This is a genomic window from Halomonas sp. 707B3, assembly GCF_024158645.1.
Lineage (GTDB): Bacteria > Pseudomonadota > Gammaproteobacteria > Pseudomonadales > Halomonadaceae > Vreelandella > Vreelandella lionensis.
Genome location: NZ_JAMZBE010000104.1, coordinates 1 through 12,266 on the forward strand (window position 1 = coordinate 1; position 12,266 = coordinate 12,266).

The following is a 12,266-nucleotide window of genomic DNA, read 5'->3' on the forward strand; positions in this document are numbered from 1 at the left end:
TTATCAATCAGCGCGAAAAACCGCTTACTTTTAGTGAGCGGATGGATAGCGCGGCATCCGCAGGATGCCCTTGCTGATGATTTGCACAGTGCTATACTACTCACGTCGACACGACCTACCGAGGGGCACTCGGAAAGTTACGTCTGTGGAGACGATGTGAGACCTGGGGGATATGAGTTGGTTCGCCACCGTAAAAATCCCCACTGTGGGACTTTTACGGCGATAACCAAGCCATTCCCTCGGGCAATCGTCTTGGAAGCAGAAACCAGGAAGGTAACAACCTGGGAACCCCCTTCCTTTCCGTCGCTAGACGGCAGCGCAAGCTGAGGGTGGGGAGGATGTCAATAATACCTAATAGCATGGCGTTATTACACAAAGAGGTCGTAGGTTGACGATTTAACCCATCTTTAGGCTGCGCGCTTTTCTCGTTTACCTGGCAGTTGCTGTATTCCAAGCCCGCATAAAATAAGCACTAGCCCCACCAGCGTGGAAGGCAGCATTGGCTCTCCAACTACAAGATAAAGCAGCAGCAGCGATACCGGCGGAGATAGGAAGATCAGGTTAGAGACTTTAGCCGTGCGGGACACTTTTTGTACGGCCAGTTGCCAAAGTACAAAGGCTACGCCCATTTCAAACAGGCCGACGTAAACGCCTGCGCCTATCGCGGGCCAGCCATGCCACTGCACGCCGGGGCCAAGCAGTAACAACATGGTTAGCACCGGTAACCCAACGCTAAAATTTTGCCACTGGCCTACCAGGGGTTGTCGTTGATCCCGCGCGTTGAGCAGCCAGTAGAGTGCCCACAATAGGGTTGATGAGAGCGCCAGCAGCACGCCCAAAGGGTCTTCAAACGCCACATTGAAGACATTGCCCCGCGTAGCAATTACCCAAACGCCGCTATAGGCCACCAGCCCCGCCGCCACATCCAGTCGAGTTAAGCGGTGCCCCAGCAGCGGCACTGCCAGAAACGCCATAGCAAGCGCCCAGGTGTAGTTCAGCGCCATGGCCTCTTGACCCGGCAGCCGGTCATAGGCGGCAAATAGCACTAAGTAATAAGCCACGGGGTTCATTAGCCCGGCCCAGAGCGCTGTTCGCCAGCCTTGGCGCAGCGCTAGCGCCATATCGCCCTGTTTGATGACCAGTGCGCCCATCAACAGCCAGGAAGCCAGCGCCGCTATCCACATCAGCTCCAGGGGGCTCATCCATGCAAGGGCTACCTTGAAGGCGGTGGCAACGGTCGACCACAGCGCTACAGCGCCCAATCCATACAGCATCGCCTGTTGGTCTTGGGTCATCGGTCGATATGCCCCAGGTCGCGCGCAGGGTCGATCTGGTCACGCACTTGCTGCTTGAGTGTTTTGATGTCGGGAAAGCCACCATCGCGCTTGCGCTCCCATAGCAGCGTGTCGCCACACCAGATCTCAAACGTACCGCCGCGGGAGGGGGAGAGCGCGACCTCTGTTAGCTGCTCGCCAAACGTGGAGAGAAGTTCTTGGGCATACCAGGCGCTACGCAACAGCCACTGGCATTGGGTACAGTAGCGAATGTGAATGCGGGTCATCTTTTTGCGTCCTTATCTATCCGTTCCTTTGAAACACAGGTTTTTAAAGCACAGGCTTTTGGAACACAGGGCTTTTTAAATACAGGTTTTAAAATACAGTGTGGCATCCTAAGTAGGCATTCTGTCATCTTAAATTAGCAATCGCCAAGGAACCGACATGGCTCAACCGGAAGTTTCACAGACGCAGTTATACGAGTGGCTGACAGGCGATGACGATAGCCGTATGTGCGACGATATACCTGACGATGCCTGCCAAGAGCAGCCGCACAACTTTTTCCTGCACCTTTTCGCTTCGTTAGGTAATAAGTTAGCGGATGAGCTGTCGAGCGCCCGCTTAGTGCTGCCCTGGCTGCTGGGTATTATCGGCGCTCCGGTATGGATGGTGGGGTTATTAGTACCGATTCGTGAAGCAGGCGCCCTCCTCCCCCAGCTGTTTGTGGCTGGCTTTATTCGCCTAAAGCCCCAGCGCAAGTGGGTGTGGGTGGTGGGGGCCGTGCTGCAGGCGGTGGCGGCTATTGCTTTGGCGTTACTGGCCCTGATAGGCAGCGGGGCTATCGGCGGCTTGTTGGTGTTGGCCGCGTTGGTCATGCTCTCCTTGGCACGGGGGCTCTCCTCCATTGCCACCAAGGACGTGCTCGGCAAAACCATCGCCAAGCGCCGCCGAGGCACTTTGATGGGCTGGAGCGGCAGCGTCGCGGGTGGTGCAACGCTGGTTGCCGGCGGTGTATTGATGTGGTTCGGTGACCGACCCGGCAATTTGGCATTGGCCATACTGCTTGGCGTAGCGGCCGCTGGCTGGTTACTCAATGCGCTGTGCGCAGCCCGCATTAAAGAGGTGCCAGGTTCCATCGAGGGCGGCGAAAACGCCTGGGATAGCATTAAGTTGGGGCTATCGCTACTGCGTGAAGACCGCACGTTTTTACACTTCAATGTCGCTAGGGCCCTGCTACTTTCAAGCGCGCTGGCGCTGCCTTACCTGGCGCTACTCGGCCAGCAGCAGAGCGGAACCGAGCTGGGCGGCCTAGGCATTTTAGTGGTGGTATCCGGCCTAGCCGCTATGGTGGCAAGCCCGATATGGGGAAAACGCGCGGATCAGTCCAGCCGCCGGGTCATGCGCGACGCTGCCGTGGGTACGGTGTTGTGCTGCCTATTAGGCGCGGCCTTAGCTTGGTTGCCGGGTGACTGGACGCAGAGCGTTTTACCCTATGCCGCGATTTATGCGCTATTGGTGATTGTGCATCACGGTGTTCGCCTGGGTCGCAAAACCTATTTGGTGGATATTGCCAGCCAAGACAATCGCGCCCTTTACGTAGCGCTTTCCAATACGCTTACGGGCGTACTGATGCTGGTTGTCGGGGGTATTATCGGCGCGTTGGCGCAATGGCTAGGAAGCGCCATGTTGCTGGTGGTCTTGGCGCTCACGGCAGTGGGGGCGATGTTCAGCGCACAGCGGTTACCGGAAGCCGAATAGCGTTGTTGATTGCAAAGCACCTCAACGCTCGCCATGATGGGCAGCAGTTGGCGGTAGAGAGCTGTTTTTTTGCTATTCTACCTCTATTCGGTAGTGTGAAATTCCGCATCGTCCTGCAGTAAGAGAGCCCCGCGCTGATCAACAGCGCCATGGCTACGAAAGAACGAAAGCAACAGGAATCCATTGATGAAACGATCTCCCTTGATCAACCCGGAGTTACTTGAGCGCATTATTGACGCTTCTGAAGATGGCATCGTCGTTGCGGAGCAGGAAGGTGACGAAAACATCCTGATTTACGTGAACAAGGGCTTTGAGCGCTTAACGGGCTACAGTGCGGATGAAATTCTGTATCGCGACTGCCGTTTTCTGCAAAACGAAGACCGCGACCAGGATGCGCTATCGTCGATCCGCGAAGCGTTACAGGATGGCCGCCCCTCGCGGGAAGTGCTGCGTAACTACCGTAAAGACGGCACTATGTTCTGGAATGAACTGTCAATTACGCCAGTTTATGATGAAGCCGACAACTTGATGTACTACATCGGCGTTCAGAAAGATGTGACCGAACGAGTTGAGGCCCAATTGGCACTGGCAGCGCTAAAAAATCAGCAGGAAAACACCAAATAAACATTTGCCATCATAAAAACAAAGATAGGGCTTGAACTTCAATCCAAGTGGCGTTATATAGCGGCTAGGCGCTTGTTTAGCGTTAGGCGCTTCTTACTTTGCTTCTGTTGGGTAAGGAGCCGTTGTGATGCCGGTGCGCCGGCTTGGGTTGGAGGGCATACCATGAGCCGTGACCCCTTAAATCGTGAAACCTACACCAACGATGGGCTTGATGCTGACGAGTTTGATAACTTGGATGCAGTCAACGACGATCACTACGGTAAAAGCAAACCCAGTAAAGCGGATACCCTGCGCGCTCGCCGTCAGGTAGAAGCGTGGCTTGAAGAGCGTCGCTTACAGCGCGCGATTGAAGATGACTGGGACGAAGAAGAGTAGCGCCTTGCCAATCTATTAAGCGTTTTCAAGGTGGACATACCCGAGGGGCACCCAAATGAGTGCCCCTTATCTTTGCGGCTTGACCACTCTACGCTTGCCCCACTGCTTTGCTGGCCTTTAGCCGCGCTGGGCACTATCATCTGTGCACCAAGCCAGCAGATTTGCTGGTCTCGCTTTTACCACAACCTAACGGATTTCCATGGCGCAATACGTATTCACCATGAATCGGGTTGGCAAAGTCGTGCCGCCCAAAAAGCAAATTCTCAAGGATATTTCGCTCTCGTTCTTCCCTGGCGCCAAGATCGGCGTACTGGGCTTAAACGGTGCCGGTAAATCCACGCTGCTGCGCATTATGGCCGGTGTCGATAAAGAGTTTGAAGGTGAAGCTCGTCCGATGCCCGGCATCAACGTGGGCTATCTGCCCCAAGAGCCGCAGCTAGATGACGAGAAAAACGTTCGGGATACCGTCGAAGAGGCCTTAGGTGCCATCAAAGAGGCGCAGGAAAAGCTAGACGCGGTATACGCTGCCTACGCCGAACCCGATGCCGACTTTGATGCCCTGGCCAGCGAGCAGGCACGGCTTGAGAATATTATCGAAGCTGCCGATGCACACAACCTTGAGCGTAAGCTGGAGGTAGCCGCAGAAGCGCTGCGCCTGCCGCCGTGGGAGGCCAAAGTAGGCAATCTCTCTGGTGGTGAGCGTCGTCGTGTGGCGCTTTGCCGCCTGCTGCTCTCAAGCCCGGACATGCTACTGCTGGACGAGCCCACCAACCACCTGGATGCTGAATCCGTGGCGTGGCTGGAGCGCTTCCTGCATGACTACAACGGCACTGTCGTTGCGATTACCCACGACCGTTACTTCTTGGATAACGTCGCGGGCTGGATTCTTGAGCTGGACCGCGGCCAAGGTATTCCGTTTGAAGGCAACTACTCCCAGTGGCTTGAGCAGAAAGAGCAGCGCCTGACCCAAGAAGCCAAACAGGAAGCATCTCGTCAGAAAGCCATCAAGCAAGAGCTTGAGTGGGTGCGCAGCAACGCCAAAGGCCGCCAAGCGAAGAGCAAAGCGCGCCTTAACCGCTTTGAAGAGATGCAGTCTGGCGATTTCCAGAAGCGTAATGAGACCAACGAGATCTACATTCCGCCTGGCCCGCGCCTGGGTGACAAAGTGATCGAGTTCCACAACGTTACCAAGCGTTTTGACGACAAACTGCTCTACCAGGATCTCTCCTTTACCATTCCCCAAGGGGCGATTGTTGGCATTGTGGGTGGTAACGGTGCCGGTAAATCGACGCTGTTTAAGCTGGTAACCGGCAAAGAGCAGCCGGATGCTGGCGAAGTGGTAATCGGCGAAACCGTCGACATTGCCTACGTTGAGCAGCTGCGCGACGCCCTTGACGACAAGCAAACTGTCTGGGAAGCAGTGTCCGATGGCCAGGATATTCTCAACATCAATGGCTATGAAGTTTCTTCGCGAGCCTACGTTGGTCGCTTTAACTTCAAAGGCAACGACCAGCAGAAGCGTCTGGATGAGCTTTCCGGTGGTGAGCGTGGCCGCCTGCAGCTTGCGCAAACCCTAAAACAGGGTGCTAACGTGCTGCTGCTGGATGAGCCCTCTAACGACCTGGATATCGAAACCCTGCGCGCCCTGGAAGAAGCCTTGCTCGCCTTCCCTGGCTGTGCCATGGTGATTTCTCACGACCGTTGGTTCCTGGATCGTATTGCGACCCACATTCTAGCGTTTGAGGGCGATTCAGAAGTGGTGTTCTTCGACGGTAACTACACCGAATACGAAGAAGATCACAAGAAACGCGTCGGTAACGACACGCCCAAGCGCATGAAGTACAAGCGCATCGACGCCTAATGTTTTAGGCGTTATGCAATGCAAAAGCCCTGCTGGCGTTTCCCGCCGCAGGGCTTTTTTATGGATGGCTGTTTACCGTTGGCCGGCGAGACAGTTTAGCCTGCGGGCCAGGTAAACTCGCGCCCACCCATTAAGTGCATATGGATATGGTAGACGGTCTGCCCGCCCATTTCGTTGCAGTTCATCACCACGCGGTAGCCATCCTCGGCAAACCCTTGCTGCTTGGCGAGCTGCGCGGCGGTGTGCTGCAAGCGGCCCACAAGGGCTAAGTCGTCAGAGGCAATATCGTTAAGCGTCGAGATATGCTTTTTAGGGATAATAAGCTGATGGGTCGGCGCTTGGGGATTAATATCATTAAACGCCAGCACGTGCTCATCTTCAAACACGATATCAGCGGGAATGTCGCGGTTAATAATTTTGCAGAACAGGCACTCCATCGCGGCCTCCTTAGGTTTGGCGCGTTTATTATCGATAAAAGGCAGCCCCGCTTACCCCGTTAGCGAAAACGGCGCTGCGACAGTAAGTGGCGAACCAGCGGTGCCAGAATCAGTTCCATCGCCAATGACATACGAGCGCCGGGCACCACCAGGGTATGCGGGCGGGTCATAAAGGAGTCTTTAATCATCGCCAGCAACCAAGGGAAATCGACGGTTGAAGGGTCGCGGAAACGGATGACCACAAACGACTCCGAATCGGTCGGAATATCCTGCACTTCAAAGGGGTTGGACGTATCGACCGTGGGCACCCGTTGGAAGTTGATATGGGTACGGGAAAACTGTGGCTGGATATAGCGCACATAGTCATCCATACGGCCCAAGATAGTGTCAATCACCGCTTCCTGAGAGTAGCCGCGCAGCTTTGTGTCCCGGTCGATCTTTTGAATCCACTCCAGATTCATGGTCGGCGCAACACCCACCAATAGATCCACATGGCGGGCAATATCGTACTCTTGGGTCACTAACCCACCGTGCAGCCCTTCGTAAAACAACAAGTCAGTGCCGCAAGGCAGCGACTGCCACTCGGTGAAGGTGCCCACCCGATACCCGGCTTCAATTTTCTGCTTATCTTCCGCATGGATATAGTGCCTGAAGATGCCAGCACCGTGCTCTCCGTACTCGATAAACAGACCTTCCAGGCGATCAAGCAAGTTGGCTTCTACGGCAAAGTGGGATAGCTCATCTTTACGTTCTGGCTCTTCACGGAAAATGCGCTTTAGGTCATCGCGGGTATAGCGGTGAAACGCATCCCCATCCACCATGGCAGCATGCACATCTTCACGCAAAAACATGCGCTCGAAGCTGCGGCGCACGGTAGTGGTACCCGCCCCTGACGAACCCGTTACCGCGATGATGGGATATTCTCGGGACATTATCCCCCCCTTGCATCAGCAAGCGTTTGCTTCACCGTATCGGGAATCGCTACCGGGCGGCCAGCAGCCAAGTCAATCAGTAGTTTATTTACCCGAGCGGTAGCCACCACATCGCCCGTTTCCGCCTTAGTCACCCTATGGAACACCGTTAAGGCTTTGCCTTCTGGGTCGGGCACTGCCGTTTCTATCACCAGCGCATCGGGAAAGCGTGCCTCCTGTTGATACTGCACGGCGAGGTCAACCACAACGCTTGGGTAGCCGTGTATATCCCACTCGGGCAGATCGAGGGCGGCGAAGGCCTGCATACGAGCCTCATGAAGCAGCGATACCAGCGCATCATGCCCCAGATGGCGGCCGTAGTTCATATCCGTCACCCGCACAGTCAGCGGATGACGATGGATAACCGCTGCGTTAGGGAACTCCTGCGAAACACGCTCCATAGTTCAACTCCTTGCTGGGTGACGGTTTGACCTTAACAGGCCGGTAATTACTGCTCGCGCGCGATGGCACGGAAAGCGATATCACGACGGAACTCAACGCCATCCCAGTGAATCGCTTTAACCCCTTGGTACGCCTGCTGCTGGGCAGCTGAGACGCTATCGCCCAGGGCGGTCACACACAGCACGCGACCGCCAGCAGTGGTGATATCACCCTCTGCGTTTTGCGCCGTCCCTGCATGGAAGACTTTGCACTGCGCCTGCTCGGCATCGGCTAGGCCGTGAATCACGTCACCTTTGCGGTAGCTGCCGGGGTAGCCACCTGCCGCCAACACCACGCCCACCGCTGCGCGGCTATCCCACTCGCACTGCTTGTCTGCCAGTTCGCCCTTGGCACCTGCTAAACAGAGCGCCGCTAAATCGGAGGTAAGGCGCATCATAATCGGCTGGGTTTCCGGGTCACCAAAACGGCAGTTGTACTCGATTACTTTGGGGTTGCCTTGCGGGTCAATCATTAGCCCCGCATACAAGAAGCCGGTGTAAGCGTTGCCCTCTTCCGCCATGCCACGCACGGTGGGCAAAATCACTTGCTCCATAATCCGCGCATCTACTTCCGGTGTCACTACCGGTGCCGGAGAGTAGGCTCCCATACCGCCGGTATTGGGGCCGGTGTCACCATCGTAGGCACGCTTATGGTCTTGGCTGGTGGCCATGGGCACGACGTTTTCGCCATCCACCATCACGATAAAGCTGGCTTCTTCACCTTCCAAAAACTCTTCGATGACGACTCGCGCGCCAGCGTCACCAAAGGCGTTGGCTTCAAGCATATCGCGGATCGCCGCTTCGGCTTCCGCTTCGCTCATGGCGACAATCACGCCTTTACCTGCCGCCAAACCGTCCGCTTTGATGACGATGGGCGCGCCCATATCAGCTAAATACGCCAATGCTGGCTCAACAGCGGTAAAGGTTTGGTAATCGGCGGTGGGAATGTGATGGCGGGCCAGAAAGTCTTTGGTGAACGATTTGGAGCCTTCCAACTGTGCCGCGCGCTGGCTGGGGCCAAAGATAGTCAAACCAGCGGCTTGGAACCGATCCGCTACGCCTTCCACCAGCGGAGCTTCTGGGCCCACCACGGTTAGCGCAATCTGCTCTTGCTGGGCAAACGCCACCAAGGCATCCAGGTCGGTTGCGCCGATAGCGATATTGGTCAGCTTAGGTTCTGTGGCGGTCCCTGCGTTGCCAGGTGCCACAAACACTTGCTCGACATCATTGGATTGGGCAAGTTTCCAAGCAAGGGCATGTTCGCGGCCACCGCCACCGATCATCAAAACTTTCATGGGTATCCTTCTCAAACGGGAGAGCGTCGTTGGGGCGCATTATGCCACAACGCGTCCCTAACGTGGCCTAAAGGGGGATTAGGAGTTTTTGTCCGTTTTATCGTCGTCATCCGTCTGGGTAGGCTGGTTCAGCGCATTTTGCCAGAAACGCATATTCTCTTCGGCCAGTTCACGCATAAACTCAATGGGTGAGTGGCGCATCGCCTGCTGCCACTGGGTCTGCATGCGCTTTTGCTGCTCCAGCATCAGTTGGGTGCCCTGCTCCAAATAACGCGCCAGCGGCAGCGGTGAGGACATATCGTACACACGGATCAACTGGGCCAGCAGGTCGTTCGAGAACACTTCGGCTTCACTATCCGCCTGCTCCTGTTCGATAATGATCGATAGCAAAATGGTGCGCGTCAGATCTTCGCCACTTTTCGCGTCTTCAACGCGAAACGGCTCTTCTTCAATGATTAAACGCCGCAAGTCTTCAAGAGTGACATAACGACTCTGCTGAGTATCGTACAACCTGCGGTTGGCATATTTGCGAATTACGCGCACAGCGCATCTCCTTAAACACGATAGAGGCTTTTGTCGCCGTTGCTGCTATTGTGCCTGCAACACGCGCCCATGCAAGCCAGCTTAGCGGATTAGTGCTGTTAAGTACGCCTTTCCTATGACCAATAGACGACGACTATGAATTTGATACTGCTAGACCCGAGCGAGGTCGATGGTCACCACGCTCGTATTACCGATGCGCGCCGCCTGACCCATCTGCATGAAGTACACCGCGCTAACGAAGGCGATCGCTTAACCGTGGGTATTCAAGGCGGCGCTATGGGTAAGGCCACGCTAACGGAGCTCAACAAAACGCAGGCTCTGTTTGCGCTGGAAGATATCAACGAACCGCCGCCGCCTGCCCTGCCCGTTCATCTTGTCCTGGCGCTGCCGCGCCCGCGTATGCTGGCACGCACGCTTGAGCACGTCACGGCGTTAGGAGTCAAAGAGATTACCCTGCTGCACACCAAGCGGGTTGAAAAGAGTTACTGGCAGTCGCCAGAACTGCGGCCAGAAAAAATTCATCAGCATTTGATACTTGGGCTAGAACAAGCGCGGGATACTCAACTGCCTAACGTGACGCTCTGCAAAGGGTTTCGTCCTTTTATGGAAGAGCAGCTACCGGCACTTCTAACAGAACGAAGAGGATTGGTTGCCCACCCAGGCATGGAGAATGCCTGCCCGCGCGGTATTGATGAGCCAACGCTATTACTGGTAGGGCCCGAAGGCGGTTTTATCCCGTGGGAAGTGGAGCAGCTACTGACGGCAGGCTGCGAGGGAATGCACCTAGGCCCTCGTATCCTGCGGGTAGAAACAGCCGTCACCGCGCTGCTGTCACGGCTGTTTTGAGTGCTACCTGACTAATAAAGGATCAAGACTGGTCGTCTTCGGGGTCGTGGGGAACGTACGCAGCGTTTTCTCCACACTCGGGTTCCTGTAGAAACGTATTGCGTACGTCTAACAAGCCCAGGTGGCTGATGGTACGACGCCCCAATAGTAGCGGATAGATCATCTCTTCTCGGTCACGCAGGCTAAACTGCTCCTCGTAGATGGTATCCCCCATGCACACGTCCATCAGCACCACCGGGCGCTCGTCACGACCCCCAGCGCCGCGCACGGTTTGCTCGCGATAGAGTGGACGCTCGATTTGGTCGCTAAAGGTGTCACCGCTCTCTTGATCTTCCAGCTTCAAACGAAAGCGCACCCACTCTTCGCCATCTTTTTCAAACATCTCGATATCACGGGCATCCAGTGATGAGGTAAGTGCGCCGCTATCCAACTTGGCCTTGACGGCAATCCCCCATGGCTCGATGTAAGCATTTTCCACCCAGCCGAAGACCTTATCCTCAGCCTGTGCGGTAGCACTGACCAACAGGGAACCAGCCAATACGCTCGCCCCCAACACCCCTAGAAATGTTTTTCCCATTGCGACTCATCCTTGGTGAGAAGTTTGCCTAGCTATCAAAGAGATTCAAACAGCGATGAAAGCGCCCTGAGCTAGCGCAACCGCTCTAACAGCGACTGGGTAGCAAAGCCATCCGGCACTAGGCCTTGGTCGCGCTGGAAGGCACGCAGCCCCGCCTGAGTATTCGGCCCCATAATGCCGTCGGCAGTGCCTACCGCGTAACCGGCGTTGTTCAAACGCTGCTGGAGCGTTCTGACATCATCACGGGTTAAAGGTGCCTCATCGCGTGGCCATGCTTGCGAAATGCCCTCTCGCCCAGCAATGGCGTCGGCTAGCGTGGCAACCGCCAGCGCATAGCTAGTGGCATTGTTGTAACGCAAGATAGCGCGGAAATTGGGACCTACGATAAACGCGGGGCCATTCGCCCCGGCCGGTACAATCACCGCTGCACTATCGAAGGAAGGCAGGTCACCGTTCACCGCACGCACGCCTTGCGCGGCCCACTCAGCGCTGCTCTTGCGGCCGGTTTGGGCGTAATCAAAGGAGGTAGGCAGCACAACTTCGGTACCCCACGGCTGCCCGGCCTGCCAGCCCGCCCGCGCCAGATAGTTCGCGGTAGAGGCCATCACATCGGGTATGCTACCCCAAATATCGCGGCGACCATCGCCATCGCCATCCACCGCGTAGGCCTCAAAGCTGCTGGGAATAAACTGGGTATGCCCCATCGCTCCCGCCCAAGAGCCTTTCATCTGCTCTGCGGCAATGTCGCCCTGGTCAATAATACGTAGTGCTGCTAGCAGCTCCCCACGAGCAAAGTCTCGCCGACGGCCATCATAGGCCAGCGTAGCGAGGGACTCTAGCGTCGAGAAATCACCAAAGTTGCTGCCGTAATTACTCTCAACGCCCCAGATGGCCACGATGATTTCTGCTGGTACGCCATAGCGCTGCTGCATCTGCTGGGCTGTTTCACGGTGTTGCGCGTACTTCTCCTGACCATTGGTAATACGCGCGGTAGACACGGCACTATCCAAATACTGCCAAATGGCACGCACGAACTCAGGCTGGTAGCGGTCTAATTCAATCACCCGCTCGCGGTAGCGCAGGCCATCAAAGGCGGAGGCTAGCGTCGCTTCGCTAATCCCTTGGTTGGCGGCATAGCGACGAAACTCGCTTAACCACTGATTGAAGTTGGCATAGCGCACCTCTTCAGCGGCTCGTGCATCTACCTCGGTCATTAGTTGCGGGCTGGCGTGTGTGGCAGGGCTGTGGAGAGCAAGCGTCGTAGC

Annotated in this window: 14 protein-coding genes; 5 read left to right on the forward strand and 9 right to left on the reverse strand. The window is 56.0% G+C overall.

The window, feature by feature from the left end; translation table 11 throughout:
• Positions 1-407: 407 nt before the first annotated feature.
• Positions 408-1,295, reverse strand: a complete 888-nt coding sequence (locus BIS10_RS13250) for a DMT family transporter (RefSeq protein WP_253505868.1) — start codon at positions 1,293-1,295, stop codon at positions 408-410.
• Complete coding sequence (locus BIS10_RS13255; RefSeq protein WP_253505870.1) at positions 1,292-1,561, reverse strand: SelT/SelW/SelH family protein; 270 nt, start codon at positions 1,559-1,561, stop codon at positions 1,292-1,294. The genes BIS10_RS13250 and BIS10_RS13255 overlap by 4 nt, the downstream gene beginning before the upstream one ends.
• Before the next feature lie 157 nt (positions 1,562-1,718).
• Between BIS10_RS13255 and BIS10_RS13260 the strand changes: the two genes are divergently transcribed.
• From BIS10_RS13260 to ettA, 4 genes are all read left to right on the forward strand, one after another.
• Complete coding sequence (locus BIS10_RS13260; RefSeq protein WP_253505872.1) at positions 1,719-3,032, forward strand: MFS transporter; 1,314 nt, start codon at positions 1,719-1,721, stop codon at positions 3,030-3,032.
• A gap of 186 nt (positions 3,033-3,218) precedes the next feature.
• Positions 3,219-3,656: a PAS domain S-box protein gene (locus BIS10_RS13265; RefSeq protein WP_074210340.1), complete on the forward strand. Its 438-nt coding sequence runs from the start codon at positions 3,219-3,221 to the stop codon at positions 3,654-3,656.
• Between the two features lie 162 nt (positions 3,657-3,818).
• Complete coding sequence (locus BIS10_RS13270) at positions 3,819-4,031, forward strand: PA3496 family putative envelope integrity protein (protein ID WP_044628513.1); 213 nt, start codon at positions 3,819-3,821, stop codon at positions 4,029-4,031.
• Positions 4,032-4,230: 199 nt separating this feature from the next.
• Positions 4,231-5,892 (forward strand): energy-dependent translational throttle protein EttA, encoded by a 1,662-nt coding sequence (ettA, locus tag BIS10_RS13275; protein WP_253505874.1) that lies wholly within the window; start codon positions 4,231-4,233, stop codon positions 5,890-5,892.
• A gap of 95 nt (positions 5,893-5,987) precedes the next feature.
• On the opposite strand, the gene BIS10_RS13280 is transcribed toward ettA, so the two are convergent.
• From BIS10_RS13280 to phaR, 5 genes are all read right to left on the reverse strand, one after another.
• Positions 5,988-6,329, reverse strand: coding sequence for a histidine triad nucleotide-binding protein (locus BIS10_RS13280; protein ID WP_230834812.1), 342 nt, complete (start codon positions 6,327-6,329; stop codon positions 5,988-5,990).
• Positions 6,330-6,388: 59 nt separating this feature from the next.
• Positions 6,389-7,261: a phosphoribulokinase gene (locus tag BIS10_RS13285; RefSeq protein ID WP_062361629.1), complete on the reverse strand. Its 873-nt coding sequence runs from the start codon at positions 7,259-7,261 to the stop codon at positions 6,389-6,391.
• A complete protein-coding gene (locus BIS10_RS13290; RefSeq protein ID WP_089675398.1) occupies positions 7,261-7,701 on the reverse strand; it encodes a thioesterase family protein in 441 nt (146 codons plus the stop codon). The genes BIS10_RS13285 and BIS10_RS13290 overlap by 1 nt, the downstream gene beginning before the upstream one ends.
• Positions 7,702-7,748: 47 nt before the next feature.
• Positions 7,749-9,035 carry a phosphoribosylamine--glycine ligase gene (gene purD / locus BIS10_RS13295; protein WP_089675397.1) on the reverse strand — a complete coding sequence of 429 codons (1,287 nt, stop codon included), beginning with the start codon at positions 9,033-9,035 and terminating at the stop codon, positions 7,749-7,751.
• A 78-nt stretch (positions 9,036-9,113) separates the two neighbouring features.
• Entirely contained in the window at positions 9,114-9,578 is a 465-nt protein-coding gene (gene phaR / locus BIS10_RS13300) for a polyhydroxyalkanoate synthesis repressor PhaR (protein WP_044628507.1), read from the reverse strand.
• 135 nt (positions 9,579-9,713) lie between these two features.
• Here phaR and BIS10_RS13305 point away from each other — a divergent pair, with 135 nt between their 5' ends.
• Positions 9,714-10,424, forward strand: a complete 711-nt coding sequence (locus tag BIS10_RS13305) for a 16S rRNA (uracil(1498)-N(3))-methyltransferase (RefSeq protein ID WP_074210313.1) — start codon at positions 9,714-9,716, stop codon at positions 10,422-10,424.
• 22 nt (positions 10,425-10,446) lie between these two features.
• On the opposite strand, the gene BIS10_RS13310 is transcribed toward BIS10_RS13305, so the two are convergent.
• A complete protein-coding gene (locus BIS10_RS13310; RefSeq protein WP_058577085.1) occupies positions 10,447-11,001 on the reverse strand; it encodes an ATP-dependent zinc protease in 555 nt (184 codons plus the stop codon).
• Positions 11,002-11,072: 71 nt separating this feature from the next.
• On the reverse strand, positions 11,073-12,266 hold a 1,194-nt coding region (locus BIS10_RS13315; RefSeq protein WP_253505876.1), incomplete at its 5' end, for a lytic murein transglycosylase.